Origin of the sequence: Streptosporangium amethystogenes subsp. fukuiense (assembly GCF_042665875.1) — a bacterium.
Lineage (GTDB): Bacteria > Actinomycetota > Actinomycetes > Streptosporangiales > Streptosporangiaceae > Streptosporangium > Streptosporangium fukuiense.
The window spans coordinates 5,460,789-5,486,991 of sequence record NZ_JBHTEE010000001.1; the positions used below are offsets into that span (position 1 = coordinate 5,460,789).

Consider the following 26,203-nt stretch of genomic DNA (forward strand, 5'->3'; position numbering starts at 1 on the left):
GGGGTTCGGTTCACGGGACGGTGCGAGCTGGCAGAGCGGGGGTTTCCGGAGCGGCGGGCTCAGTACCGGAATCGGGGCCGGGGGCGTCCTTCTGCGCGCGGCCGCGCAGCGCGTCGCGTACGAAGTGCCACCACATGAAGACCGCGAACAGCCCGAAGATCCACCACTGGGCGGCATAGGCGAGGTTGCGCCAGGTGAGCACCCCGGACTCGGTCGGCGGAGAGACGTTCACCGGCTTGGCCGCGACCGCGGGAGCCGGTGACTGCTCGGCGGCCACCACGAAGCCGTTGCGCAGCTTCGTGTCCCGCCAGAGATTGATCAGTTCGGCCGACGACACGGTCAGCACCTGCCCCTGCGGCAGCTGCCGGGTCCGGCGCTGGACGCTGTCGGTGGCCTCCGAGGGCTGCAGCCGTCCGCCGACGGTCACCCTGCCCTCGGGCACGGCCGCCACGGCGGGATCCTGCGCCGTGGCCACCCAGCCGCGCACCACGGGGACGTAGGTTCCGTCGCCGAGATCGAACGCCGTGAGCAGCCACAGGCCCCCGTCGCGCTCGGCCACCAGCAACTGCTTCGAGGCGTCGAAGGTGCCTTCCGCGATCACCCTGCGGCCGGCCTCGTCGGCCGTTATGTGCTCTCCGGGCGCGGTGAGGGTGGCGACCGCCACGGGGGCGGGGTCGACCAGTGCCCGGGGCCCACCGGACTCCTCGAAAACGCCGAGCTGCCACCTGCCCAGCAGCCCGCACACGACGAGGGCTCCGATCGCGAGCAGGTGGAGCACCACCACGCGGGCGGAGAACAGGATGCGGAGCATGACACCACGCTATCCGCCCCGGTAGGCGGTCCGGTCCTCAGTACCCGCCTCGGCCCGGCGCGGGAACGAGCTTCCCGGGAAAGTGGACAAATCAGTGTTGGGGAGGCATCCGATATCGCTAAAGTCATCCCCATGTCTGATCCTCAGCAGATTGACCCCGCGGGCAACACCCAGGCGTTCCGCGCGTTCGCCCAGCGCAAGGACCCGGAGGCCGCCCCCGAGAAGCGGTCGCTGGCACTGCCGATCACGGCGGCCGTGGTGGTCGCGGTGCTGGTCATCGTCGTTGTGGCCGCATACCTGCTGCTCTAGCAACCGGACAGTTTGAAGCGCCGACGGCATCGCCCTCGGCGCTTTTCGCGTTCCCTGACGACGGGAGCGTGCCGACCGGTCGGTGTGAGGTGGCTCACCGTGCCGCGCGTATGGACGGCGCGACCGTCGCTCATTAAATTAGACGAAGAATCTAATAGCAACGAGCGCGGAACGCTCTCATCGCCGCAGCCGGAACCGGCGGGAAGCCCGTGCCGCCCGAGAGGTCACCGACGACAGAGGTCAGCAAGGAGATCGCATGAGCACGCATCCCGGGATCACGATCATCGGCACCGGCTTCGCCGGCCTGGGCATGGCGATCAAGCTCAAGGAAGCCGGATACCACGACTTCGTCATCCTGGAGAAGGCCGACGACCTGGGCGGGACCTGGCGGGACAACACCTACCCCGGCTGCGCCTGCGACGTCCCCTCGCACATGTACTCCTTCTCCTACCGGCTCAACCCCGGCTGGTCTCGGATGTTCGCCCCCCAAGCCGAGATCTGGGACTACCTGCGGGCCTGCGTCGACAAGTACGACCTGACCCCGCACCTGCGGTTCGGCAAGGAGGTCGTCGGACTGGAGTACGACGACGCGACCCGCGACTGGCGGGTGAGCGTCGCCGGGGAGGAGACGTTCACCACCAACGCCGTGGTCTCGGGCATCGGCGCGCTGCACGTGCCCTCGCTGCCCGCGATCCCCGGCCGCGAGAGCTTCGCGGGCGTCTCCTTCCACTCGGCGGAGTGGGACCACTCGGTGGACCTGACCGGCAAGCGGGTCGCGGTCATCGGCACCGGCGCCTCGGCCGTCCAGTTCGTACCGCAGATCGCCGGGAAGGTCTCCAGCCTCCACGTCTTCCAGCGCACGCCCCCCTGGATCCAGCCCAAGCCCGACTTCCCCTTCTCCTCCCGGGCGAGACGGATCCTCGGCCTGCCCGGCGCCGCCAGGGCGCTGCGCACCTCGATCTACTGGGTGCTGGAGACCCGCGCGCTGGGCTTCACCGTCGACCCGCGCCTGATGAAGGTCCACGAGAAGATGGCCCTGAACCACCTCGCCAAGCAGGTCCCCGACCCGGCGCTGCGTGCCAGGCTCACCCCCGACTACACGATCGGCTGCAAGCGCATCCTGATCTCCAACGACTACTACCCGGCACTGGGCAGGGAGAACGTCGAGCTGATCACCGACGGGGTGCGGGAGATCCGGGAGAACTCGATCGTCGACTCCACCGGCAGGGAGATCGAGGTCGATGTGATCATCTACGGCACCGGCTTCAAGGTCGTCGAGGCGCTGGACGAGCAGCGGATCATCGGCAGGAACGGTGTGAAGATCCAGGAGGCCTGGCAGGACGGCGTGGAGGCCTACTACGGCATCACCACCGCCGGGTTCCCGAACCTGTTCTTCCTGCTCGGCCCCAACACCGGCCTGGGCCACAACTCGGTCGTCTTCATGATCGAATCCCAGGTCCGGTACGTCCTCGACTGCCTGCGCCTGCTGTCGAGGACGAAGGCCAGGGCCCTCGACGTACGCCCCGAGGCGCAGCGCGACTACAACGACCGCCTCCAGAGCCGACTGAACCACCTGATCTGGAACGAGGGCGGCTGCGACAGCTGGTACCTCGACGAACACGGCGTCAACAGGACCATCTGGCCCGGCTTCACCTTCGAGTACTGGGCACGCACCCGGAGGCTGAGGCCGGAGGCCTACGAACTGATCCGCTGAAGGGGCCCGGCGGCCCGTTCCCGCTGATTCGACAACGCCGACGGCACTGCCCTTCGGCGTTCTCGGCGTTCCTGGACCGGGGGACACGCCCGTCACGTCGATGTGAGGTGCGTCATATTCCACCGGTATGGACCGTACAAGATCGGCCCTCCATCATGAACAAGGCCTCCGACAGCGTGAACCGCAGCTGGATGCCAACTCTCGGTCGTGCCGCACGCGTCCGCGCCTCACCCGTCCTGTCCGAACTTCGCGAACCGCGCCGCCGGAGAACCCGGCACCGCGGAAGGACCGGCGCCGCCGGAAACCCAGCAAGGAGACGCATGAGCACGCGCCCCGGCATCACGATCATTGGCTCCGGCTTCGCCGGACTCGGCATGGCGATCAAACTCAAGGAAGCCGGATACCACGACTTCGTGATCCTGGAGAAGGACCAGGAGGTGGGCGGCACCTGGCGGGACAACACCTACCCGGGCTGCGCCTGCGACGTCCCCTCACACCTCTACTCCTTCTCCTACGAGCTCAACCCGAACTGGTCTCGGATGTTCTCCGGCCAGGCCGAGATCTGGGACTACCTGCGGGCCTGCGTCGCCAAGTACGACCTGGGGCCGCACCTCCGTCTCGGCACGAAGGTCAGCGAACTGGAGTACGACGACACGGCCCGCCACTGGCGGGTGAGCGTCGAGAACGGGGAGGCCTTCACCACCAACGCGGTGGTCTCAGGCGGCGGCGCGCTGCACGTGCCGTCCTTCCCCGCGATCCCCGGCCGCGAGAGCTTCGCGGGCGTCTCCTTCCACTCGGCGGAGTGGGACCACTCGGTGGACCTGACCGGCAAGCGGGTCGCGGTCATCGGCACCGGCGCCTCGGCCGTCCAGTTCGTCCCGCAGATCGCCGGGAAGGTCTCCCGACTCCACCTCTTCCAGCGGACGCCGCCCTGGATCCAGCCCAAGCCCGACCTCGTCTTCTCCACACGCGCGAAGAGGCTCCTCGCCCTGCCTGGAGCCGCACGGACGCTGCGCACCTCGATCTACTGGGCGATGGAGAGCCTCGCCATGGGCTTCGCCGTCGACCCGCGCCTGATGAAGGTCCACCAGCGGGCGGCCCTGTACCACCTGAACAGCAAGGTCTCCGACCCCGTACTGCGTGCCAAGCTGACCCCGGACTACACGATCGGCTGCAAGCGCATGCTGCTGTCCAACGACTACTACCCGGCGATGGTCAGGGACAACGTCGAGGTGATCACCGACGGGGTGCGGGAGATCCGGGAGAACTCGATCGTCGACTCCACCGGCAGGGAGATCGAGGTCGACGTGATCATCTACGGCACCGGCTTCAAGGTCACCGACACCCTGAAGAACCAGCGGATCATCGGCAGGAACGGTGTGAAGATCCAGGAGGCCTGGCAGGACGGCGTGGAGGCCTACTACGGCATCACCACCGCCGGGTTCCCGAACCTGTTCTTCCTGCTCGGCCCCAACACCGCCCTGGGCCACAACTCGGTCGTCTTCATGATCGAATCCCAGGTCCGGTACGTCCTCGACTGCCTGCGCCTGCTGTCGAGGACGAAGGCCAGGGCCCTCGACGTACGCCCCGAGGCGCAGCGCGACTACAACGACCGCCTCCAGAGCCGGCTGAGCCGGCGAGTCTGGAACGAGGGCGGCTGCGACAGCTGGTACCTCGACGAACACGGCGTCAACAGGACCATCTGGCCCGGCTTCAGCTTCGAGTACTGGGCACGCACCCGGAGGCTGAGGCCGGAGGCCTACGAACTGATCCGCTGAGAGGTCCAGCGACCCGTTCCCGGCCGGCGGCGGAACGGCCACCTGGTCGCTCAATCGCTCGCTCGGTCACCGAAACCGGCGGCGCGGCCGAAGCCGCGCCGCCGGGCGTCCGTGCGTACCGCCGCGAGCGGCTACCTTCGCTCGCTCACCACCAGCGCGCTACCGCCGCCGCGCCGGGTCGGTTCCGCCACAGCCTGGAGCCTCCCGTGCCGCAGGAACTCGACGGCCGTGGCCGCGCCGATCTCGGGGTTCAGCACGAGGCTGTGCCCCCGGCGCGTGAGCTCGGCGCCGTAACGATCGATGAACGCCTGCTCGGCCTGGGTCTGGGCGGTGTTGCGCTGCGTGGCCCGGGGGGCGGCGAGCGCCTCGGGCAGCGACATGCCGAGGTTCCAGCGGTTGAGGAGGATCTGCAGCACCGTGGTGATGATCGTCGAGCCGCCGGGGGACCCCAGCGCGAGCAGCGGCCGGTCATCGTCCAGGACGATCGTCGGCGCCATCGAGGAGCGGGGGCGCTTGCCCGGCCCGGGCAGGTTCGGGTCACCGGGGGCGGGACCGAAGGTGAAGTCGGTCAGCTCGTTGTTGAGCAGGAAGCCCCTGCCGGGGACGACGATGCCGTTGCCGCCGGTCGACTCGATGGTGATGTTGTAGGCGACCACGTTGCCCCACCGGTCCGCGACCACCAGGTGCGTGGTCTCCGGCCCCTCCTTCGCCGCCTCGGTGGCCTCCGCGGACGGCGCCGCCGGGCACGGCCCGTACATCCCGTCGGGGTCGCCGGGCGCGGCCGGGTGCGGCATCGCCCGCTCGCCGATCAGGCAGGCGCGCTCCTTGGCGAACCCGTCGGAGAGCAGTTCCTTGAGCGGGACGCCGGGGATGTCCCCGACGTACTTGCCCCGGTCGGCGAAGGCGAGCCTGGACGCCTCCAGGTATTCGTGCTCGCCGACCTTGGGCAGGGCCTCAAGGATGTTGAGCGCCTCGCCGACCGTCGAGCCTCCCGAGGACGGCGGCGCCATGCCGTACACGTCCATGCCCTTGTACGTCATCTTGGTCGGCGGCCGTTCGAGCGCCCGGTACGCCTTCAGGTCGGCCAACTCCATCAGCCCCGGCCGCACATTACGGGTGGATCCGGGGGTGACCGGCGGCTTCTTGACCGTGGCCACGACCTCGACACCGAGGGCACCGCCGTACAGCCACTCCCCGCCCAGCCTGCCGAGCCTGCGGTAGGTGTCGGCCAGCTCGGGGTTGCGGAAGGTGGAGCCGACCGGCGGCGGGGCGCCGCCCGGCAGGTAGAGCTTGGCCGTTGAGGTGAAGTCCTTGAAGCGGGCGGCGTTGGCGGCGGTCTGGTCGTAGAAGGTCTGGTCGACCCTGAACCCCTTGGTGGCGACGTCGATCGCGGGTTTCAGCGCCTGGCGCAGCGAGAGTGTGCCGAATCTGCGCAGCGCCAGCTCCCACTGGGCCACGCTGCCGGGCACCCCCGCCGAAAGTCCGCTGGTCACGGCGTCGTCGAACGGGATGCCCTCCAGGGAGGCCGGGCCCATCGCCTTCGGCGCGGCCTCCCGGCCGTCGATGGTGTGGACCTTCTTGCGGCGCGCGTCGTAGTAGACGATGAACCCTCCGCCGGCCAGTCCCGCCGAGTAGGGCTCGGTCACGCCCAGGGTGGCGGCCGCGGCGACCGCGGCGTCCATGGCGTTGCCGCCCTCGCGCAACACGCCCAGCGCGGCCTTGCTGGCGTCGAGGTCGACGGTCGAGACCGCGCCACCGGATCCCTCCGCGACAGGTTTCTTCTCCGCCTGCGAGACCGGTGGAGACACCGCGGACGGGGACAGCGCCGGTGGAGACGCCAGCGCGGGCTGGACAAGCAGTAAGGAACTTCCCACCAGGATCCCCGCCAGGGGGGTGATGCGACGACTGATCATGATGACCTCCCGCAGACAGCTTGACTCAGCCTGTGAGCCTTGTCAGCCCCTTCCCTCACCCGAAGGGTGTAGTGCCACATACATCACTGAAGGGACGCAAACGCTGCGAAAGCGCACGTAAAGTGCTGAGCGTGCGTGCCGAATCCCGCCGGGTCGACCTCCTCCTCCCACTGTTCGTGGGGACCCTCCAGGTCGTGGGCACACTCGGTGTGCAGTGGTGGCAGGTCCACGACACCGGCATGCTCCGCGTCCCGCTCGGTCCACTGGGCTACGCGCTGCTGCTGGCCGGGCCGCTGGCCCTGACCGTCCGGCGCCGCCACCCGGCGCTCAGCGTGATCGTCTCGGTGGACGCGACCCTGCTCTTCATCGGCCTGGGCCACGCCTACGGCCCGGTCTTCCTCAGCCCGATCATCGCGTTCCACACCGCCGTGGTCGGCGGCCACCGGCGGGTGGCATGGCCGCTGTGGGGCCTGGCCTACGTGTTCTTCGTGGTCTACCTGTCCTGGTTCGCCCCCGCCCCTCCTCCCGGCTGGTTCCACAACGTCGCGATGGCCGCGCTGATGGGCCTGGTGCTGGCGGTGGCGGAGTTCTCCCGGGCCAGGAACGAGCGGCAGGCCGAGCACAAGCGGGTGGAGCGGGAGGAGGTGCGGCGGCAGGCCAGCGAGGAGCGGCTGACCATGGCGCAGGAGCTGCACGACGTGCTCGCGCACAACATCTCCCTCATCCACGTCCAGGCCTCCACCGCGCTGCACCTCATCGAGGACCATCCCGAGCAGGCGAAGACCGCGCTCACCACGATCAAGCAGGCCTCCAAGGACGTGCTGACCGAGATGCGCTCGGTGCTCAACGTGCTCCGGGACGGCGCGCCCCGCTCCCCGACCGCCGGTCTGGACCGGCTGGACGAACTCATCGAGCGCAGCGGGCTGCGGGTCGTCAAGAACGTCATCGGCGAGGTCAGGCCGCTGCCTCCCGGGGTCGACCGGGCCGGTTACCGTATCGTCCAGGAGGCCCTGACCAACGTCACCAGGCACGCCCCGGGCGCCTCGGTCACGGTCGCCCTCGACTACGGCCCCCGCGCGCTGACCCTTCAGATCACCGACTCGGGCGGCAACGCCCCCGGCGAGAGTCTCGGCAGCGGCAACGGCGTCCCCGGCATGCGGGAACGGGCCTCGGCCCTCGGGGGAACGCTGACCGCCGCACACCATGGAAGGGGCTTCCGCGTCGAGGCCCGGCTGCCGATCCCGGAGGAGTCCGAATGATCAAGATTGTCCTCGCCGACGACCAGGCCCTCGTCAGGGCGGGGTTCCGGGCCCTGCTGGACGCGCAACCGGGGATGACCGTGGTGGCCGAGGCAGGCGACGGGGCCCAGGCCCTGCGGCTGGCCGCCGAACACGAGCCGGACGTGGTCCTGATGGACATCCGCATGCCCGGCATGGACGGGCTGACCGCCACCAGGAAGATGCCTCCCGGGCCGAAGATCATCATCTTGACCACCTTCGAGCTCGACGAGTACGTCTTCGAGGCCCTCCGCAACGGCGCCAGCGGCTTCCTGGTCAAGGACACCGAACCGGCCGAGCTCATCCAGGCCGTCCGGGTGGTGGCCGGAGGCGACGCGCTGCTCTCCCCCAGCGTGACCCGCCGCCTGATCGCCGAGTACGCCAGCCGCGCCAAGGAGCCGCACCGCAGCCGCGATCTCGACCTGCTCACCGACCGCGAGCGCGAGGTCCTCGCCCTGGTCGGCACCGGGATGACCAACGACGAGATCGCCGGCAAGCTCTTCATGAGCCCCGCCACCGCCAAGACCCACGTCAGCCGGACCATGATGAAACTCCATGCCCGCGACCGCGCCCAGCTCGTCGTCATCGCCTACGAATCCGGCCTCGTCCGCCCCGGCTGGGTCTGACCCTCTCGCTTTTTCACTGGAATTCCGCGCCTTACCTCCTCGCTCTGGAAAACTCAGCGTGTTCACAAAAGCACGGAGGGGCATATGGGCATGGAAACAGCACTACGTCGGCGCCACGCGGATCTGCGCCCCTCACCCGAGACCGCGTCCCGACGCCTGCCACACACACCGCGCGAGCTCTTCGACGCACTTCCCTCCCTTCCGGGGTTACGGGCCGAGGTGATCGACGGGAGGTTGGTAGTGAGCCCACTGGGGACCCCCGAATACGCCCGAGCTGCGATGCTCCTTTCCTTACGGCTCAGCCCACTGATCACGGATGGCGATCTGGAGGCTTACACGAGCAACGTCGCGGTCTGCGTCGACGGTTCCTATGACCCGGTTGTTCCTGATTTCGTACTGGCGCGGACCGACTGCCCGCGCTGGGGCGCCCGCGAGCTGCTCTCCTCCGGCCTGCTCATGGTCGCCGAGATCGTGTCGCCGGGAAGCGTCACCGACGACCGCGACCGCAAGCCCGACATCTACGCCTCCGGTGGCGTCCCGGTGATGCTCCTCGTCGACCCCGTGGCCACCCCCGCCACCGTGACGGTCCTCAGCGACCCCAAGGAGGGGGCGTACCGGACCTCCACCCGGGTCGAGATGGGCTCGCACCTGCACATCCCTGAACCGGTCGACTTCACCCTCGACACGTCGATCTTCGCGAACATCCAGGACGCGACGTCAACGACCCCGGCCTGAAGGCCAAGGCTTGAGGTGCTACACCACGCACTGACAGCCCCGCGTTGACCAGCCCAAGTCGATCATCTTGAAGGAGGTGCATTCGATTGACTACGTTTCACGTAGGCCAGCAGACCCACCGGTCCGTGCTTCCTCAGCGGGCCGCTCTGGAATCCGCGTCAGCAGACACGCCCGAGGGTGGGCACGAAACGGGACGCGGACACCGCCTCGGCGCGGTAACCGGCGTGGAACATGGGCGAGGGGAGATCGCGGCAGAGGGCACCCGTCTGTCGCGGCGTCACCCCGAGGACACCGCGGTGTCCGAGGGAGCCAACCGTGAGGTTCACCCGGCCGTGTTCGTCCTCGACAGGCACGGCCACCCGCTTGACCCGTGCCACCCCGCCCGCGCCCGCCGCCTGCTGGCGGCCGGTAGGGCGGTGGTGGTGCGCCACACCCCGTTCGTCATCCGGCTGCGCGACCGCGTAGCCGCCGACTCCACCGCCTGCGGCGTGCGGGTCGGTATCGACCCCGGCAGCAGGCACACCGGCATCAGTGTGTTCACCGGCCAGGACGGGAGCCGGACCGGCAGGTACTCACTCCAGCTCGACCATCGGGGCGGGCGGATCCGCGACAGGCTCACCACGCGGGCCGCGTTGCGCCGGGGCCGCCGGTCACGGAACCTGCGCTACCGCGCCCCCCGCTTCAACAACCGCACGAAACCGCAGGGGTGGCTGGCGCCGTCGCTGCGCCACCGCGTCGAGACCACCATGTCCTGGGTGAGACGGCTGACCCGGTGGGCGCCCGTGGCCGCCGTCCATGTCGAGCGGGTCTCCTTCGACACCCACACCCTATCGGCGGGCAGACCCCTGCAAGGGGCGGAATACCAGCAGGGCACCCTCGCCGGGTACGAGGCCCGCGAATACCTGCTCGCCAAGTGGGAGCGCACCTGCGCCTACTGCGGCGCGAGCGGCGTGCCGTTGAACCTCGACCATCTCCACCCCCGCAGCCGGGGCGGCTCCGACCGGATCAGCAACCTCGCCGTGGCGTGCATCCCGTGCAACCAGGCCAAGGCCGCCACCCCCGTGCAGGAATTCCTCGCCGACCGGCCGAAGGTGCTGGCAAAGGTACTGCGGCAGGTCAAGGCCCCACTGCGCGACGCTGCCGCCGTGAACGCCACCCGGTGGGCACTGTGGCGGGCGCTGGAGGCCACCGGCCTGCCCGTGGCATGCGCCTCGGGCGGGCGCACGAAATGGAACCGCTCCCGCACCGGCGCATCGAAGTCGCACACGTTGGACGCGTTGCACGTCGGCGAACTGGAGAGCGTGACCGCCTGGCCGTCCACTGTCCTGGTGGTCGCCGCGACCGGGCGCGGCACTTATGCCCGCACCCGCGCCGACAGGTACGGGTTCCCCCGACTGGCGCTACCCCGTACCAAGTCCGTCCATGGTTTCCAGACCGGCGACCTGATCCGCGCGGTCGTCCCGGCAGGCAAGAAGGCCGGGACGTACACGGGGCGGGTCGCGGTCCGCTCCACCGGCAGTTTCAACATCCGTACCCGGCACGGCCTCGTGCAGGGCATCGGACACCGCCATGTCCGTCTGCTCCAACGAGCCGATGGCTACGGCTACACCACCCACCCGGAAACGCGGCACCGTGCCGCGTTTCCTCCCCGCCTGAAGGCGGGGGTCTCCACGCTGAAGGTAATTGATGACAGATGGGCTTACGCCCCGCACAGCGTGATGACTCGCGGCGGGAGCGGTCCGGGTGTCGCATCCCTACCGGGAGGGCGCTGAGCGTCCAGTAAGGGCGATGTGAGCGCTGGGTAAGGAAATGTCACTGTCGGTTGACCTCCGGCGGGATTAGGTTTGCTCCGTGGGGATCTGGAGTGGCACCGGAGACGTCCGCTGAGCGCGGGGGCGGCCACGCTGTTCGCCGGAGGGTTCGCCGCGGGGCTGGTGGCGGGCACCACCTCGTGCGCGGCCGTGCAGGGCGGCCTGCTCACCGGACTCTCCTCAGGTGGCCGATCGGCCTGCTCCGGCGGGCGCGGCGGGCTCGCCCCGGGGCCGTCGAGCCCGGCGGCCGTCGCGCTCTTCCTGGCCGGGCGCGCCGGCTCCCACCTGGCGGCCGGGACACTGCTCGGACTGGCGGGGTCCGCCGTACAGCTGGGACCTCAGCTCAGGGCCGCGCTGCTCGTCGTGGCCGGGATCGCGGTCATGATCTTCGGAGTCCGCGCGTTCGGCCGCGAGCGGGACCCGGGACCCGGCGGGCACGGCTGCGAACAGGCGCCGCGAAGCGGCGAGCCGGACGGCGGCTGCGGACCTGACGGGGCCGACGGGGCCACGGACGGGCGCGTCTCCTGGCGCGGCACCTTCTCCCGGATCACCGCTCCCCGGCCCAGGGCGGTGGCGCTGGGCGCGGCGACGGTCCTGTTGCCGTGCGGGGTGACGCTCAGCGTCGAGATGGTGGCGGTCTCCAGCGGATCCGCGCTGGGCGGGGCCGCGGTGATGGCGGGGTTCGTGGCCGGGACGGCACCGGCGTTCGCACTGCTCGGACTCATCCTGCGGCGGGCCGCCACCACCAGGCTGGCGGCGCTGGCGGGGGTCGTCGCGCTGGCGGCGGGCCTGTGGACCGTCTCCTCGGGGCTGCGCCTGGGAGGCTGGCTCCCCGGATCCGGCGGCCCGGCACTGGCGGCGGGCCTTCCCGCACCGGGGACGGACGGCCCGGCGGAGGCGGCGGGCGGCCGGACGGGGCGGACGGCGGCCGATCCGGCGGGAGCGGCCACGAGCTCCGGCGGCGTGCGGCGGATCGAGATCTGGGCCACCCGCGACGGCTACCGTCCCGGCGTGGTGACCGCCCGCGCGGGAGTGCCCACCGAACTCGTCTTCCACCTCGGGGGCGACCCGGGCTGCACCCGGACGCTCACCATCGACGGCCGCGACGTGGCGCTCCCCGCCACCGTGCGACTCGGCGCGCGGGACGCGGGCTCCCTGCGTTACAGCTGCTCGATGGGAATGTACGTGGGGTTCGTGAACTTCGTCTGAGCCGGACGCGAGACGGAACTCCAGGATTACCCTCCGCGATCGAGCGGTTACATGGCACTCTGTGATCTGTCGGCTGCGTGCCGTCGGCAAGGAGGGGACATGGGGTGGTGGCCTGACGACCCGGAGGCGAGCGCGGGGCTGATACCCACCCCCCGGAGCACTGAGCACGAGAACGACACGGACGGCGAGACGGAGCTGCTGCTCTCCGCGCACGGCGGTGACGTGCAGGCCGCTCACCTGCTCGGCCGCCACTTCGCGCAGCGGGGCGACCGCTCGGCGGCGCGGCACTGGTGGGAGCGCGCGGCGGCCGCGGGCAATCTCGACAGCGCCTACAACCTGGGCGTCTGGCACGAGAAGCACGGCACCCCCGCAGAGGCCGCGAGGTGGTACGAGCTGGCGGCCGACGCCGGCGACGTCGAGGCCGCGGTGAACCTGGCGACGCTCCTGCTCGACCAGCACGGCGACGTTCCGGCCGCCCGGCGGTGGTACGAGACGGCGGCCAGGGCGGGCTCCCGTGCCGCGGCCAGGAGGCTCGCGCTGCTCTGCGAGGACGCCGGGGAGACGAAGTGCGCCGGGGAGTGGCACCGCAGGGCCGCGCTGGACGGCGATCTGGCCTCGGCCCACGACCTGGGCTTCCTCTCCTACGCCTCCGGCGAGGACGACGAGACGCTGCGCTGGTGGGAGCTGGCCGCCCGGGGCGGCCACGCCGACGCGGCCTACCACCTCGGCCTTTTCCTGCAGGCCAACCGCGATCCGGAGGGGGCGGAGGCGTTCTACCGGCTGGCCGCCAGGAACGAGCATCCCGGAGCCGCGTCCCAGCTCGGCGGGATCGCGCTCTCCCTCGGCGACCTGCGCACCGCTCGCGCCTGGTTCGAGCGGGCCGCCTGCACCGGCAGGATCGACGACCAGCGGACCGCGGGGTTCGTGTGCGTGGAGATGAGCGACGCTCGGGGGGCCAGCCACTGGTTCAGCCGGGCCGCGGCGGGTGGCGATCCGGAGGCCGCTTTCAATTTCGGTCTGCTGCTCATCGCCGAGCACAGCGACCTGCGTGGCGGGCAGCACTGGTTCCGTCAGGCGGCACAGGCCGGGCACCACAGGGCGGCGGTCGAGCTGGCCGCGCTGCTGTCGGCCGCGGGTTTCTCCCGTGAGGCGGAGCGGTGGCTCGCCGATCCTCCGTCCCCGCTCTGGGATCGGAGCACCGAGCCCGAGCTCGTCGCCCGCGCCGAGCTGGCCGCGGCCGCCGTGGCCCGGCGGGGCGGCACCCCGCTGAGGGTCGGCGACCTGACCGAACTCCTCGGTACCTGGGATCTCGTCACCCGGCCACTGCGCGACCATACCGACGTCACGGCCTGGCTGACCGCGCGGAGCGGGCTGCCGCCGGACGCGATCGAACACCTGGCGTCCATCCGGGCCACGCTGCTCCGCCCCGGCGGCGCCCCCTGGCCGGCCCCGGCGGAGGTCGAGCAGGCCCTGGCCACCGCCCGCGCCCTGCGCTCCACCTGGTCCCCGTGACCGACACGGCCCGCGTCCCGATCGGTTGGGACGCGGGCCGTGCGGCGCCCGGATCAGGCGGCGACGACCTCGGAGACCGGCACGAAGGGCAGGTCGAGGGCGATGGCGACCTGCTCGTTGGTGAGCCGTCCCGCGTGGGTGTTGAGGCCCAGCGCGAGGGGGGCGTCCTGGCTGAGCGCGTCCTTCCAGCCGAGGCCGGCCAGCTTGACCGCGTAGGGCAGCGTGGCGTTGGTCAGGGCGTAGGTGGAGGTGTTGGCGACCGAGCCCGGCATGTTGGCCACGCAGTAGAAGACCGAGTCGTGGACCCGGTAGGTCGGCTCGGCGTGCGTGGTCGGCCGGGAGTCCTCGAAGCAGCCGCCCTGGTCGATGGCGATGTCGACGAGCACGGAGCCCGGCCTCATGGAGGAGACCAGCTCGTTGGAGACGAGGGTCGGGGCCTTGGCGCCGGGGATCAGCACGGCCCCGATGACCAGGTCGGCCGCCAGGACCTCCTTCTCGATCGCGTACGAGGTCGAGACGAGGGTCTTGAGACGGCCCTGGTAGACGGCGTCGACGAAGCGCAGGCGGTCGATGTTGAGGTCGAGGACCGTGACGTCCGCGCCCATGCCGACCGCGATCTGCGCGGCGTTGAGCCCGGCCACGCCGGCCCCGATGACGACGACCTTGGCGGGAGCCACACCCGGCACGCCACCGGGCAGCACGCCGCGCCCGCCGTTGAACCGCATCAGGTTGTAGGCGCCGACCTGCGGGGCCAGGCGGCCCGCGACCTCGGACATCGGGGCGAGCAGCGGCAGGGTGTTGCCGACCTGGACCGTCTCGTACGCGATGGCGGTGACCTGCCGCTCCAGCAGGGCCTCGGCGCACTCGCGACCGGCCGCGAGGTGCAGGTAGGTGAAGAGCACCTGGCCGGGGCGCATGCGGTGGTACTCCTCCGCGATGGGCTCCTTCACCTTGAGGATCATCTCCGCCTGACCCCACACCTCGTCGGCGGCATCAAGGATCTTGGCTCCGGCGGAGACGTACTCCTCGTCACCGAGGTGCGAGCCGATGCCCGCGCCGCGCTGGACGTAGACGTCGTGGCCGTGCCGGACAAGCTCGTACACACCTGCCGGGGTCGCGGCGACACGGTACTCGTGGTTCTTGACCTCGGCAGGTACGCCGATCCTCATGGGAGTTCCTTTCGGGGTTTCGACGGGATGTCACAGTGAGCCTCGGTGAGCCTCGCGCGGCCGCTCGCGCTCAGAGTCGGCTCCACGCCTCCTTCAGCACCGAGCGCAGGATGGACTCGATCTCGTCGAACTCCCTGGGTCCGCAGATGAGCGGCGGGGCGAGCTGGATGACCGGGTCGCCCCGGTCGTCGGCGCGGCAGTAGAGACCCGCCTCGTACAGGGCGCCGGAGAGGAAGCCCCTGATGAGGCGTTCCGACTCCTCGGTGTTGAAGGTCTCCTTGGTGACCTTGTCCTTGACGAGCTCGACGCCCCAGAAGTAGCCGGAGCCGCGCACGTCGCCGACGATCGGCAGGTCTCGGAGGCGCTCCAGGGTGGAACGGAAGACCGGCTCGTTGCGGGTGACGTGGCCGAGCAGGTCCTCCCGCTCGAACAGGTCGAGGTTGGCCAGCGCGACGGCGGAGGAGACCGGGTGGCCGCCGAAGGTGTAGCCGTGGGCGAACATCTCGGTGCCGTTCTTGAACGGCTCGAAGAGGCGATCGGAGGCGATCATGGCGCCGATCGGCGAGTAGCCGCTGGTCATGCCCTTGGCACAGGTGATGATGTCGGGGACGTAGTCGAACTTCTGCCCGCCGAACATGGTACCGAGGCGGCCGAAGGCACAGATGACCTCGTCCGAGACGAGCAGGACGTCGTACTCGTCGCAGATCTCACGGAGGCGCTGGAAGTATCCGGGCGGCGGCGGGAAGCAGCCGCCGGCGTTCTGCACCGGCTCGACGAAGACGGCGGCCACGGTGTCGGGGCCCTCCATCTCGATGGCGCGGGCGACGCGCTCGGCGGCCCAGTGGCCGTACTGCTCCGGTGTCATGCCGGGCACGCCGGTGATCTCGTCGGCGCGGTAGTGGTTGGTGTTGGGCACCCGGACCGAGCCGGGGACCAGCGGCTCGAACATCTGCTTGAAGGCGGGGATGCCGGTGATCGACAGGGCGCCCTGCGGGGTGCCGTGGTAGGCGATCTGGCGGCTGATGACCTTGTGCTTGAGCGGCTTGCCGATCAGCTTGAAGTACTGCTTGGCGAGCTTCCACGCGCTCTCGACGGCCTCGCCGCCGCCGGTGGTGAAGAAGACCCGGTTGAGGTCGCCGGGGGTCTCGGCGGCGAGGCGCTGGGCCAGCTCGACCGCCTTGGGGTGCGCGTACGACCAGAGCGGGAAGAACGCCAGTTCCTGGGCCTGCTTGGCGGCGGCCTCGGCCAGCTCGCTGCGGCCGTGTCCCGCCTGGACCACGAAGAGCCCGGCGAGGCCGTCGAGGTAGCGCTTGCCGTGCACGTCGTAGATATAGGAGCCCTCGCCCCTCACGATCATCGGCACCTCGGCGCCCTCATACGAGCTGTGCCGGGTGAAGTGCATCCACAGGTTGTCCTGCGCGGCCTTCATGAGTGAGGTCACGTCGGTGTTTTCAGGGTGCTTCATCACGATCTTCCCTCGTTTAGCTGAGCCCTCAACAGTCTGCCTGCCAGAACCGCTCTTGCCAAGTGAAAACGTGGTATTGAAGTGTTTAGAGCGTCGAAATCCGCAAAACATATATACAAGAACGACGAAATCCGTCATCGGATGCCGGTACCCGACACCGGCGCCGGAATCTTACCCAACCCCCTGTCCCACTTGGCGGAACCCTGGCGCGCCGACGCCATGTGCGAGCGCCTCCGCGTCGGCGGCTGTGATCCAATAGGGCGGACCAGATATTCAGATGCGAGGGAAAGTCGTGACTCCTGACGAGATCGAGAACGCCGTCACCGCCGGCCTGCCCCAGGCGATCGCGGACCTCAAGAGGCTCGTCGCCATCCCCTCCGTGGCCTTCCCCGGCCACCCGGAGGAGCCTGTGCACGCGGCCGCCGCGCTGACCGAGGAACTGCTGCGGAGCACCGGCCTGCCCCGTGTCCAGCAGATCCCCGTCGAGGGGAGCTTCCCCGCCGTCTACGCCGAGGCCCCCGCCCCGCCCGGCGCGCCGACCGTCCTGTTGTACGCGCACTACGACGTGCAGCCCACGGGCGACCTCGTGCTCTGGCGCACCCCGCCCTTCGAGCCGACGGAGATCGATGGCGCGATCTACGGTCGCGGCGCGGCCGATGACAAGTCCGGCGTCATCTCCCATGTCGCGGCGCTCCGCACCTTCCAGGGCCGCTTCCCGGTCGGTGTCAAGGTCATCATCGAGGGCCAGGAGGAGTACGCCGGCGAGCGCCTGGAGTCCTTCGTCGAGCGCAACCCCGAACTGTTCCGCGCCGACGCGATCGTGGTCGCCGACACCGGCAACCCCCGGGTGGGCGATCCGTCGGTGACGACCTCGCTGCGCGGCATGGGCGCCTTCACCATCGAGGTGCGCACCCTCAGGGAGTCGCTGCACAGCGGCTCGTTCGGCGGCGCCGCCCCGGACGCCCTCGCGGCACTGATCCGGATGCTCGCCGCCCTGCACGACGACCACGGCGACATCCGCGTTCCCGGCCTGCCGCGCGGCAGCTTCCTCGGCTCCGGCCCGTCGGAGGAGGACTTCCGGTCCACCGCGGGCGTGCTCGACGGCGTCTCCACCATCGGCTCGGGCTCGCTGGCCGACCGGCTGTGGGCCTCGTACGCGATCACGGTCACCGGCCTGGACGTGCCGCCGGTCTCCGGCGCCGTCAACGCGGTCCAGGCCGTCGCCAGGGCCCGGGTGACAGTGCGGGTGCCCCCGGCCGGCGACCCGAAGACGACGATCGAGGCGGTCGTCGACTTCCTGCGGCAGGTCGCGCCCTGGGGCGTCCAGGTGGAGGTCGGCGACTACACCATGGGCTCCGGTTATCTCGCCGACACCGGTGGCGCGGCCCGCTCCGCGTTGAACCGGGCCATGGAGCGCGCCTTCGGCCGCCCGCCGCGCGACGTCGGCGCCGGCGGCTCGATCCCGCTCGTCTCCACCTTCGCCAGGCAGTTCCCCGCCGCCGCGATCCTGCTCTTCGGCGCCGAGGACGACGACGCGGCGATCCACGCCCCCAACGAGCGGGTGAACATCGAGGAACTCCGCCGCACCGCCACCGCCGAGGCGCTCTTCCTCCAGGAGTACGGCTCCTCGACGGCCTGACCGTCCAAGGTCCCGGCACGACGCCCACGGGTTCGTGCCGGGCTTTCTCCTCGTGCGACCGCGCGATCACCTGGCGGGCGGGCCCCGTCTTCTCCGGCTTTCCAGGGGGCTACCGTCCGGCGAAGAATCGCCGTTGGTCGTACGATCACCTCGTGGTCCACCCCCTGCAGGACCCCGCCGGCGTGTCCTGCCGTACCTGCTCGCCGGGCTGCGCTGGTACTTCAGCGGTGGCCCGGGGGCGAGCCGAACGGGCCCAGCGCCTGTTCCGGCGAGTCGACGCAGATCAGGGTGGCGTCCTCGCAGGACAAGATCTGGATCCTGCGCGAGGTCGCGAAGGACTACAGCGGCCGTAGCGTGGCCGGGCGCTGCGCCGACGTGGTCGTCGACGAGGCCAACTCCGGCACCGCGATGCGGGCGCCGGCCAAGGGGTGGGACGAGAGGGCCGACGGCAGGCGGCCGGACGTCTGGTCCCCCGCCCCGTCGGCCTGGGTGACGCTGCTGCGCCAGCAGGCCTCCAACACCGACGGCACCGTACCGGTCGCCGACGGCAGACAGAACCCGATCGTCACCGCTCCCCTGGTCTTCGCGATGCCCAAGCCGATGCCCAAGCCGATGGCCCAGGCACTGGGCTGGCCCGGCAAGGCGATCGGCTGGTCGGAGCCGGCCGAGCTGGCGGCCGCCCCGCAGGGTTGGGCGAAGTACGGCCACCCCGAATGGGGCCGGTTCAAGCTGGGCAAGACCAACCCCAACTTCTCCACCAGCGGCCTGAACGCCACCATCGGCGCCTACTTCGCCGCCACCGGCACCACCTCGGACCTGACGGCCCGTGACGTGGCCGACCCGAAGACCCGGCGGTTCGTCCAGGGGGTGGAACAATCGATCGTGCACTACGGCGACATCTCCATGACGTTTCTGGGCAACCTGCTGCGCGCGGACGACCGGGGCGAGTCGATGGCCTACATCTCACCGCGGCGACTTTTGACCGTGGCGAACTCCGAAGGCGGTTCATTCGTCGGATAAGTACAGACATCCCCCGGGAGGCAGGGTTGTACCAGCAGCCGCAGCGACGGCGTAGGAACTTCGCCCCGTTCATCGTCGCGATCATTCTCGCCGGAGCTCTGATCGTCGCCCTGCGGATCTTCGTCGGCGCGAACGAACCCGGAGGGCCGGGCGCGTCGGAGGCCGGCGAGCGGCCCAAGGCGTGCGACGACGGCGTCACCCTGACCGTCGCCGCCTCGTCGGAGAAGGCCGAGCTGCTCAGGAAGATCGCCTCCGGCTACAGCGGCAGGACCGTGGAAGGGCGCTGCGCCGACGTCGTCATCGAGACCAAGGCGAGCGGCGGCGCGCTGCAGGCCCTGGCCAGGGGCTGGGACGAGCGGCAGGACGGCCCCCGCCCCGACGTGTGGTCACCCGCCAGCAGCGGCTGGGTCACCCTGCTCCAGCAGCGCGTCGCGGGAAAGGACACCGGTTCTCTGGTCGCCGCCGAGAACCCGTCGATCGCCAAGACGCCCCTGGTCGTGGCGATGCCCATGCCGATGGCCCAGGCGCTGGGCTGGCCGGACAAGAAGCTCGGCTGGTCGGACCTGCTCGCCGTGTCGGCCGGGTCGTGGGCGAAGTACGGTCACCCCGAGTGGGGCCGTTTCAAGCTTGGCAAGACCAACCCCAACTTCTCCACCAGCGGCCTGAACGCCACGGTCGGCGCCTACTTCGCGGCGACCGGCCTGTCCGGCGACCTGTCGGAGAAGAACGTGGCCGACGCCAGGACCAGGGACTTCGTCCGGGAGGTGGAACGCTCGATCGTGCACTACGGCGACACGACGCTGACGTTCCTGTCCAACCTCCAGCGGGCCGACGACGCGGGCGCGGGCCTGAGCTACATCTCCGCGGTGGCGGTGGAGGAGAAGTCGGTCTGGGACTACAACCAGGGCAACCCGACCGGTGACCCCGCGACGCTGGGCAAGCACGCCAAGCCCAAGGTGCCGCTGGTGGCGATCTATCCCAAGGAGGGCACGCTCTACTCCGACAACCCGTACGCGGTGCTGACCGCCTCGTGGGTCGACGACGCCAAGCGGGCGGTGGCGGCCGACTTCCTGGCGCACCTGCAGGCTCCCGAGCAGCAGGAGCGGTTCGCCGAGTTCGCCTTCCGCTCCCACGACGGCAAGGCGGGCAAGCTGATCACCCAGGCGAACGGGCTGCTGCCCGCCGAGCCGAAGACGACCCTCAGCCCGCCCGCGCCGAACGTGCTCGACAAGGTGCTCACCAGCTGGGCCGACCTGCGCAAGCCCGCGAACGTCCTCATGGTCATCGACGTCTCCGGCTCGATGGGCGCCACCGTGCCCGGCACCGGCAAGAGCAAGCTCGACCTGGCCAAGCAGGCCGCGATCAACGCGCTGCCCCAGTTCGCCTCGCACGACAGGGTCGGGCTGTGGATGTTCTCCACCAAGCGGGACGGCGACAAGGACCACCTGGAACTGGCCTCGCTCTCCGCCGTCGACGACGCCCAGCGCAAGAAGCTGCGCGCCAGGCTTGACGGCCTGACCCCCGATGGCGGCACCGGCCTGTACGACACCGCCCTCGCCGCCCACGAGCGGGTACGGAAGCTGCGGAACGGTGACGCGATCAACGCGGTGGTCTTCCTGACCGACGGCAAGAACGAGGACCCCGACAGCCTCGCCCTGGAGAACCTGCTGCCCGAACTGCGCACCGAACCCGGCCAGGAGACGGTGCGGATGTTCACCATCGCCTACGGCCAGGACGCCGACCTCGACGTGCTGCGCAAGATCTCCGAGGCGACCAGCGCCGCCGCGTATGACTCTCGCAAACCTGGAAGTATCGACCAGGTGTTCACCGCAGTGGTATCCAACTTCTGATGGCACGCTTCGTCGACGAACTCAAGGACCCCTGGGGCCTGCTGCTGGCCGCGACCGCCGGCGGCGCCGCGTGGGCCGTCAGCGTGCACCCGGTCGCCGCCGGGTTCGTCGGCGTCGTCGTCTGGCTGGTCAAGGCCGGGATCTCGGCGTTACCGGAGCGCGGGAGCCGTGACCGGCCGGCCGTCACCGCCGGCAGCCAGGAGGAGTACTGGCTGAGACGGGCGGGATCCGCCGCCTACGGCTTCGCCGAGCTGAGCGCCTCGATGGGGCAGGGCCCGCTGGCCGAGCGGATCGCGCTGATGCGCCCCCAGGTGGACGACTCGACGGCCACCCTGGAGCGGCTGGCCGAGCAGGCCTCGCTCACCGGCACCGCGCTGGCCAGGTTCGATCTCGACAGGCTCGGCCACGAGCAGGCCCGGCTGACCCGAGCCCGCGCGGAGGCCAGGAAGGACCTGGTCGCGGACCTCGACCGCGCCCTCGCCTCGCTGGCCTCCCAGCGGGCCGTGGTCGACCGGCTCGCCTCGGCCCGCGAGCAGGTGCTCGCCCGGATGGAGTCGAGCGCCATCAGCATCGAGGAGCTCCTCGCCCGTGTGGTGGAGCTGTCGGCGGTGTCGGCGAACGGCCGGCTGGAGCCGACTCGGGTACTGGACGAGCTCGCCGACGCCCTTGAAGGAGTCCGCCAGGGCCTCCACGAAACCGAGCAGATCACGCGCGACGCGCTGGATCGATAAGGAGCCCCATGTTCAAGGTCATCCGTAGGGCCTGGCGTTACCTGGTCTTCGCCCTCTCCGGGCGGCTGGACGAGCTGTCCGACCCCCGCGTCCAGATCGAGCAGGCCATCGCGGAGGCCAAGGAGCAGCACCAGCGGCTGAGCCAGCAGGCCGCCTCGGTCATCGGCAACGAGCGCGAGATGGAGATGAAGCTCGCCCGCTCGATGGAGGAGACCGGGAAGCTCCAGGCCAACGCCCGCCAGGCCCTCCTGCTGGCCGAACAGGCGCGGTCCGCGGGCGACGAGCGCAAGGCCCTGTCGTACGAGGACTCGGCCCGGGCCTTCGCCTCCCGCCTGGTGGCGGCCGAGGCCGCGCAGCAGGAGTCGCAGCTGACGTACGAGCGGGCCAGGCAGTTCTCCGCCCAGGCGCGCGCCGCGGTCGAGAACAACGCGATGGCCCTGCAGAAGAAGATCGCCGAGCGGATGCGGCTGCTCTCCCAGCTCGACCAGGCCAAGGTCCAGGAGGAGCTCAACAAGGCCATGGGCGACCTGTCCGGGCTCACCCCCGCCGGTGAGACGCCCACCTTGGACCAGGTCCGCGACAAGATCGAGAAGCGCTATGCCCGCGCACTCGGCGAGGCCGAGCTGACCTCGGGCTCCGTCGAGGCCCGCATGATCGAGGTCGAGCGCGCCGCCATCGACGTCGAGGGCGCGGCCCGCCTGGAGGCCATCAGGGAGAGCCTGAACACCGACAGGAAGCCCGAGATCGGAAAGTAGGCCCCGCGGTGAATCGACCGCCGCCCGGCCCTCGGCGGACCGGGTTCCCCGCTCCGCCGACACGCCCCTCGGAGGGGCGCACCCGGCGGGACGGGGTGGGCCACGGACCCGCTCGCCGAACCTGCCTCGCGGCGAACGTACGACCGGGGCGAGGGTGCCCGCTCCCGGCGTGGTTCAGCGGACGGGCAGGTCGTAGACGCGCCGCACGCTGGTGGGGGCGGCACTGAGGTCGGCCCCGTAGATGTGCAGCGAGATGGCGGTCTCGTCCCCCGTGTTGTGGACGCGGTGGATGTCGCCGGGCGGGGCGAAACCGCTGACCTCTCCGGTCTGGTTGGCGGTCCTGCCGATCTCGGCCAGGTGGTCGCCGTGGTCGCGGTAGAGGGTCTCGTACTCGACACCCCGCAGCACGCCGAACACGCACCAGGCGATGTGGTCGTGGATCGCGGTCCGCTGACCGGGCCGCCAGACCACGGCCACGATCGAGAAGCCCTCCTCAGCGTGGAGGGTGTGGCCGATGTAGCCGTCGGGGTCGCCGAGGCGCTCCTCCTCGGTGAGGATCTCGGGGGACGGCAGCCGTTCGCGCAGCAGGTCGGCCACCGCGAAGGCGGTCGCCCTGGGGTCGGCGGACGGATCGACGAGTTCCCTGACCCCCTCGACAATCTCGGCCAGGCCTGGACGGGTGCGCGTCAACGTCTTCATGGCCCCAGGATGCGCCGAGGGGATACATAACGTCTAATGCCCATTTTTCCGTTCATTCATCGATAAAGTTGATACATGCTCGATATCGTGCGGCTTCGTGTCCTCGCCGCGGTGGCCAGACACGGCTCGGTGACCGCGGCGGCCAGGGAACTGCACTACTCCCAGCCCTCGGTCAGCCACCATCTCGCGAAGCTCGAGGCCGAGACCGGGGCCAAGCTGATCCAGCGGGCCGGCCGGGGCATCCGGCTGACCGAGGCGGGCCGTCTGCTGGCCGAGCGGGCCACCGAGATCATCGGCCGCCTGGACTCCGCCTCCGCCGAGTTGTCGGCGCACGTGGGCCTGCGCGCCGGACGGGTCAGGCTGGCCGCCTTCCCCTCCGCCCTGGGCACGTTCGTGCCGCAGGCCGCCGCCGCCCTCGCCCGGGAGCACCCCGGCCTGGAGTTGCGGCTGACCGAGACCGAGCCCCCTGACGCGCTGCGCATGCTCCGGGCGGGCTACGTGGACGTGGCGGTCATCTTCCGCTTCGAGAACACCGACCCGGAGGACGACGGGATCCGCCTGCTGCACCTGCTGGACGACACCAGCTACCTGGTCACCTCCGGCCAGAGTGGCGACGGCGGCGATCTGGCCTCGCACCGCGACTCCCGGTGGATCGGCGGCTGCGACCGGTGCCGCAGCCATCTGCTGGAACTGTGCGCCAGGGCGGGCTTCGAGCCGGAGATCGCCTTCACGACCGACGACGCCGTCGCGGTCCAGGCCCTGGTCGCCGCCGGGATCGGGGTGACCGCCCTGCCGAGCCTCGCCCTGCGGGCCCACCGGAACCCGGAGGTCACCCTGACCGAACTGCCCGGCTCGACCCGCCGCGTCTACGCCGCCACCTACGGCGAGCCTCCCGACCCCCCGGCCACCGCCGCCCTGCTGGCCACCCTGACCTCGGTGACCCGCCCTTAGCCGCCGGCCGTGGCCGACCCGCCCGGCCCGCGCCCGCCGGCTCCGGGGACTCAGCGGAAGCGGTAGGTCGTGGTGGAGGTGAACTCCTCGCCGGGGCGCAGGACCGTGGAGGGGAAGTGGTCCTGGTTGGGCGAGTCGGGGAAGTGCTGGGTCTCCAGGCAGAGGCCGGCGTGCCTGCCGTACGCGGTGGCGATGCCGTCCAGCATGTTGCCGGAGTAGAACTGCACGCCGGGCTCGGTGGTGGAGACCTCCATGACGCGCCCGCTGACCGGTTCGCTGACCTCGATGCCGCCGCGCAGCACGTAGCAGTGGTCGTAGCCGCCCCCCAGCAGCGGATCGTCGATCCTGTCGCCGATCTCCCGCGGGGTCGTGAAGTCGAACGGGGTGCCCGCCACCGGGGCCAGCTCACCGGTCGGAATCTTGGTGGAGTCGACGGGGAGGTAGCGGTCGGCGTCGATCCGGATCACGTGCTTGAGGATGTCGCCGCCGCCGGCGAGGTTGAAGTAGGAGTGGTTGGTCAGGTTCAGCACCGTCGGCGCGTCGGTGAAGGCGCGGTAGTCCAGCCTTAGCGCGTCCTCGGTCAGCGTGTAGGTGAGCGAGGCGGTCAGTATGCCCGGATAGCCCTCCTCGCCGTTGAGGCTGACATATTCCAGCGTGATGGCCGAGGTGGAGACCTCGGTCACCCGCCACACCCGGTTGGAGAAGCCGCCGGGGCCGCCGTGCAGGCTGTTGGGGTCGTTGTTGACCGGCAGTTCGTGGTCACGGCCGTCGAGGGTGAAACGCCCGTTCGCGATGCGGTTTCCGTACCGGCCGACCACGGCGCCGAAGTAGCGGCTGCGCGTCAGGTAGTCGTCGAGGCCGGTGTAGCCGAGGACCACGTCGACGCCGTGGACCTCCAGCGACTGCAGGATCGCCCCGTAGCTGAGGATCGAGGCGCGCATCGGCCCGTTCGACAGCACGTGCCGCTCGACATGCTCCCCCGTCGGGGTGATTCCGAAGTTCATCAAAAACCTCCAGCGTGGAGACCTGGGGGCTCAGCCCCGGGGGAAAAGCGCGGCACGGTCTGTGGATTCGCGGACGACCAGGTGGGTGTCGAGGGTGGCCAGGGTGGGGGTGGCGCCCTCGTCGAAGGACTGCAGCAGCAGGTCCACCGCCATCCGCCCGGCGGCGGCCGTGGGCATGGCCACGCTGGTCAGCTTGGGCCGGTTCAGCCGCCCGGCCACTATGTCGTCGACGCCGACCACGCTGATGTCGTCGGGGACGCGCACGCCTCGTTCGTACAGCCCCTCGATGAGCCCGATGGCCACCAGGTCGTTGTAGGCGAGCACACCGGTGACGCCGGAGGCGATCACCTCCTCGGCGACGGCGAGGCCGCCCCGCTCGGTGGGCGCGTTCGGGCCGAGGATCACCAGCTCGACACCGTCCATCGCGGCCGCCGCGGCACGCATCTCGCCGCTGGTCCACGAGCCGCTCGGCCCGGACAGCAGGGCGATCCTGCGGTGGCCGAGCCCGGTCAGGTGCTCGATGGCGAGGCGGGCGCCCTGGCCCACGTCCATCAGTATCGTCGGCATGCCCTTCACCCTCCGGTTGACCACCACGAACGGCACCTCGGCGTGGAGACGTTCTATGACCCGGTTGGAGAGCCGCGGGCTGCAGAGCAGGACCCCGTCCACCTGCTTGGCGAGGGTCTGGATCAGTTCCTCCTCGACCTGTGGATCCTCGTCGGTGTCGGCGACGAACACGTGGTAGTCGCGGGTTCTGGCATGCGCCTGGGCGGCCTTGATCAGCGGCGGGAAGAACGGGTTGGAGATGTCCGCGACGATGAGGCCGATGTTGTGGGTCCTGCCGGTGGTGAGTGCCCGCGCGGCCCGGTTGGGCCGGTAGCCGAGGTCCTCGGCGACCGCGAGCACGCGATTGCGGGTCTCGGCGTTCACCAGGTGCGGCGCCGAGAAGGTGCGGGACACCGTCGAGACGTGCACTCCCGACGCCCGCGCCACATCTCTGATCGTCGCTGCCACCGTGCTCCTCCGTCATGGCCCTTCACCGGCCCCTGAGCACATTAGTGCAAGCGGTTGCGTAACTGTCAACGCCGGAACCGGACCGGGATCGGGCCCAGCGGCAGGGACCGCGAGGCCATCAAAGTTGCAAATAACGAAAAATCCGTAAATGAGCGGTGGTTTACGAAATTGGGCCCTTGACGTTGCTGGGATATGTCCGCCATGTTTCATG

Annotated in this window: 22 protein-coding genes; 15 read left to right on the top strand and 7 right to left on the bottom strand. The window is 70.4% G+C overall.

The features are described 5' to 3' along the window. Positions 1 to 10: 10 nt before the first annotated feature. Positions 11 to 811, bottom strand: coding sequence for an SURF1 family protein (locus ACFQVD_RS23305; protein WP_343972495.1), 801 nt, complete (start codon positions 809 to 811; stop codon positions 11 to 13). A 132-nt stretch (positions 812 to 943) separates the two neighbouring features. On the opposite strand from ACFQVD_RS23305, the gene ACFQVD_RS23310 reads away from it, so the two are divergent. The 3 genes from ACFQVD_RS23310 (at position 944) to ACFQVD_RS23320 (ending at position 4,612) form a co-directional block, all read left to right on the top strand. Further along, positions 944 to 1,120, top strand: a complete 177-nt coding sequence (locus ACFQVD_RS23310) for a hypothetical protein (protein WP_169750083.1) — start codon at positions 944 to 946, stop codon at positions 1,118 to 1,120. 256 nt (positions 1,121 to 1,376) lie between these two features. Next, positions 1,377 to 2,834 (top strand): flavin-containing monooxygenase, encoded by a 1,458-nt coding sequence (locus ACFQVD_RS23315; RefSeq protein ID WP_343972500.1) that lies wholly within the window; start codon positions 1,377 to 1,379, stop codon positions 2,832 to 2,834. A gap of 320 nt (positions 2,835 to 3,154) precedes the next feature. Next, entirely contained in the window at positions 3,155 to 4,612 is a 1,458-nt protein-coding gene (locus ACFQVD_RS23320) for a flavin-containing monooxygenase (protein WP_386272023.1), read from the top strand. 131 nt (positions 4,613 to 4,743) lie between these two features. Here ACFQVD_RS23320 and ACFQVD_RS23325 read toward each other — a convergent pair whose 3' ends face one another. Next, positions 4,744 to 6,525 (bottom strand): gamma-glutamyltransferase family protein, encoded by a 1,782-nt coding sequence (locus tag ACFQVD_RS23325; protein ID WP_343973517.1) that lies wholly within the window; start codon positions 6,523 to 6,525, stop codon positions 4,744 to 4,746. Between the two features lie 131 nt (positions 6,526 to 6,656). Here ACFQVD_RS23325 and ACFQVD_RS23330 point away from each other — a divergent pair, with 131 nt between their 5' ends. From ACFQVD_RS23330 to ACFQVD_RS23355, 6 genes are all read left to right on the top strand, one after another. After that, positions 6,657 to 7,784, top strand: coding sequence for a sensor histidine kinase (locus ACFQVD_RS23330; RefSeq protein WP_343973520.1), 1,128 nt, complete (start codon positions 6,657 to 6,659; stop codon positions 7,782 to 7,784). Next, positions 7,781 to 8,428 carry a response regulator transcription factor gene (locus ACFQVD_RS23335; RefSeq protein WP_343973523.1) on the top strand — a complete coding sequence of 216 codons (648 nt, stop codon included), beginning with the start codon at positions 7,781 to 7,783 and terminating at the stop codon, positions 8,426 to 8,428. Before ACFQVD_RS23330 ends, ACFQVD_RS23335 begins: the two co-directional genes overlap by 4 nt. Positions 8,429 to 8,518: 90 nt before the next feature. Then, entirely contained in the window at positions 8,519 to 9,163 is a 645-nt protein-coding gene (locus ACFQVD_RS23340; protein WP_343973682.1) for a Uma2 family endonuclease, read from the top strand. A 224-nt stretch (positions 9,164 to 9,387) separates the two neighbouring features. Further along, positions 9,388 to 10,935, top strand: coding sequence for an RNA-guided endonuclease IscB (iscB, locus tag ACFQVD_RS23345; protein ID WP_386368636.1), 1,548 nt, complete (start codon positions 9,388 to 9,390; stop codon positions 10,933 to 10,935). Between the two features lie 72 nt (positions 10,936 to 11,007). Further along, entirely contained in the window at positions 11,008 to 12,183 is a 1,176-nt protein-coding gene (locus ACFQVD_RS23350; protein WP_343973528.1) for a sulfite exporter TauE/SafE family protein, read from the top strand. 99 nt (positions 12,184 to 12,282) lie between these two features. Continuing rightward, a complete protein-coding gene (locus ACFQVD_RS23355) occupies positions 12,283 to 13,695 on the top strand; it encodes a tetratricopeptide repeat protein (RefSeq protein WP_343973531.1) in 1,413 nt (470 codons plus the stop codon). A 53-nt stretch (positions 13,696 to 13,748) separates the two neighbouring features. On the opposite strand, the gene ald is transcribed toward ACFQVD_RS23355, so the two are convergent. After that, positions 13,749 to 14,864 carry an alanine dehydrogenase gene (gene ald / locus ACFQVD_RS23360; RefSeq protein ID WP_343973534.1) on the bottom strand — a complete coding sequence of 372 codons (1,116 nt, stop codon included), beginning with the start codon at positions 14,862 to 14,864 and terminating at the stop codon, positions 13,749 to 13,751. Between the two features lie 70 nt (positions 14,865 to 14,934). Then, positions 14,935 to 16,329, bottom strand: a complete 1,395-nt coding sequence (locus ACFQVD_RS23365; protein ID WP_343973537.1) for an aspartate aminotransferase family protein — start codon at positions 16,327 to 16,329, stop codon at positions 14,935 to 14,937. 292 nt (positions 16,330 to 16,621) lie between these two features. Between ACFQVD_RS23365 and ACFQVD_RS23370 the strand changes: the two genes are divergently transcribed. The 5 genes from ACFQVD_RS23370 (at position 16,622) to ACFQVD_RS23390 (ending at position 22,324) form a co-directional block, all read left to right on the top strand. Then, complete coding sequence (locus ACFQVD_RS23370; protein WP_343973540.1) at positions 16,622 to 17,968, top strand: M20/M25/M40 family metallo-hydrolase; 1,347 nt, start codon at positions 16,622 to 16,624, stop codon at positions 17,966 to 17,968. A 288-nt stretch (positions 17,969 to 18,256) separates the two neighbouring features. After that, the gene (locus ACFQVD_RS23375) at positions 18,257 to 18,988 is read left to right on the top strand and encodes a substrate-binding domain-containing protein (RefSeq protein WP_343973543.1); all 732 of its coding nucleotides are present in this window, start codon (positions 18,257 to 18,259) and stop codon (positions 18,986 to 18,988) included. A gap of 26 nt (positions 18,989 to 19,014) precedes the next feature. After that, positions 19,015 to 20,838 (top strand): substrate-binding and VWA domain-containing protein, encoded by a 1,824-nt coding sequence (locus ACFQVD_RS23380; protein ID WP_343973546.1) that lies wholly within the window; start codon positions 19,015 to 19,017, stop codon positions 20,836 to 20,838. Continuing rightward, positions 20,838 to 21,569 (top strand): hypothetical protein, encoded by a 732-nt coding sequence (locus tag ACFQVD_RS23385; RefSeq protein ID WP_343973549.1) that lies wholly within the window; start codon positions 20,838 to 20,840, stop codon positions 21,567 to 21,569. The genes ACFQVD_RS23380 and ACFQVD_RS23385 overlap by 1 nt, the downstream gene beginning before the upstream one ends. Before the next feature lie 8 nt (positions 21,570 to 21,577). After that, entirely contained in the window at positions 21,578 to 22,324 is a 747-nt protein-coding gene (locus tag ACFQVD_RS23390; RefSeq protein WP_343973552.1) for a PspA/IM30 family protein, read from the top strand. 174 nt (positions 22,325 to 22,498) lie between these two features. On the opposite strand, the gene ACFQVD_RS23395 is transcribed toward ACFQVD_RS23390, so the two are convergent. Further along, on the bottom strand, positions 22,499 to 23,023 hold the full coding sequence (locus tag ACFQVD_RS23395; RefSeq protein ID WP_343973555.1) for a cysteine dioxygenase family protein: 525 nt from the start codon (positions 23,021 to 23,023) through the stop codon (positions 22,499 to 22,501). 75 nt (positions 23,024 to 23,098) lie between these two features. Between ACFQVD_RS23395 and ACFQVD_RS23400 the strand changes: the two genes are divergently transcribed. After that, positions 23,099 to 23,974 carry a LysR family transcriptional regulator gene (locus ACFQVD_RS23400; protein WP_343973558.1) on the top strand — a complete coding sequence of 292 codons (876 nt, stop codon included), beginning with the start codon at positions 23,099 to 23,101 and terminating at the stop codon, positions 23,972 to 23,974. 50 nt (positions 23,975 to 24,024) lie between these two features. Here the strand turns inward: ACFQVD_RS23400 and ACFQVD_RS23405 are convergent, their stop codons facing one another. Together ACFQVD_RS23405 and ACFQVD_RS23410 are read right to left on the bottom strand one after the other, a co-directional pair. Beyond that, entirely contained in the window at positions 24,025 to 24,978 is a 954-nt protein-coding gene (locus ACFQVD_RS23405; protein ID WP_343973561.1) for an aldose epimerase family protein, read from the bottom strand. Positions 24,979 to 25,008: 30 nt separating this feature from the next. Next, positions 25,009 to 25,992, bottom strand: coding sequence for a LacI family DNA-binding transcriptional regulator (locus tag ACFQVD_RS23410; RefSeq protein WP_343973564.1), 984 nt, complete (start codon positions 25,990 to 25,992; stop codon positions 25,009 to 25,011). Between the last annotated feature and the right edge of the window lie 211 nt (positions 25,993 to 26,203).

Bases quoted from the DNA above. Each gene is read 5' to 3' on its own strand.
- ACFQVD_RS23305 (WP_343972495.1), bottom strand. From the start codon at position 811: ATGCTCCGCATCCTGTTCTCCGCCCGCGTGGTGGTGCTCCACCTGCTC.
- ACFQVD_RS23310 (WP_169750083.1), top strand. From the start codon at position 944: ATGTCTGATCCTCAGCAGATTGACCCCGCGGGCAACACCCAGGCGTTC.
- ACFQVD_RS23315 (WP_343972500.1), top strand. From the start codon at position 1,377: ATGAGCACGCATCCCGGGATCACGATCATCGGCACCGGCTTCGCCGGC.
- ACFQVD_RS23320 (WP_386272023.1), top strand. From the start codon at position 3,155: ATGAGCACGCGCCCCGGCATCACGATCATTGGCTCCGGCTTCGCCGGA.
- ACFQVD_RS23325 (WP_343973517.1), bottom strand. From the start codon at position 6,525: ATGATCAGTCGTCGCATCACCCCCCTGGCGGGGATCCTGGTGGGAAGT.
- ACFQVD_RS23335 (WP_343973523.1), top strand. From the start codon at position 7,781: ATGATCAAGATTGTCCTCGCCGACGACCAGGCCCTCGTCAGGGCGGGG.
- ACFQVD_RS23340 (WP_343973682.1), top strand. From the start codon at position 8,519: ATGGAAACAGCACTACGTCGGCGCCACGCGGATCTGCGCCCCTCACCC.
- ACFQVD_RS23355 (WP_343973531.1), top strand. From the start codon at position 12,283: ATGGGGTGGTGGCCTGACGACCCGGAGGCGAGCGCGGGGCTGATACCC.
- ald (WP_343973534.1), bottom strand. From the start codon at position 14,864: ATGAGGATCGGCGTACCTGCCGAGGTCAAGAACCACGAGTACCGTGTC.
- ACFQVD_RS23365 (WP_343973537.1), bottom strand. From the start codon at position 16,329: ATGAAGCACCCTGAAAACACCGACGTGACCTCACTCATGAAGGCCGCG.
- ACFQVD_RS23385 (WP_343973549.1), top strand. From the start codon at position 20,838: ATGGCACGCTTCGTCGACGAACTCAAGGACCCCTGGGGCCTGCTGCTG.
- ACFQVD_RS23390 (WP_343973552.1), top strand. From the start codon at position 21,578: ATGTTCAAGGTCATCCGTAGGGCCTGGCGTTACCTGGTCTTCGCCCTC.
- ACFQVD_RS23395 (WP_343973555.1), bottom strand. From the start codon at position 23,023: ATGAAGACGTTGACGCGCACCCGTCCAGGCCTGGCCGAGATTGTCGAG.
- ACFQVD_RS23400 (WP_343973558.1), top strand. From the start codon at position 23,099: ATGCTCGATATCGTGCGGCTTCGTGTCCTCGCCGCGGTGGCCAGACAC.
- ACFQVD_RS23405 (WP_343973561.1), bottom strand. From the start codon at position 24,978: ATGAACTTCGGAATCACCCCGACGGGGGAGCATGTCGAGCGGCACGTG.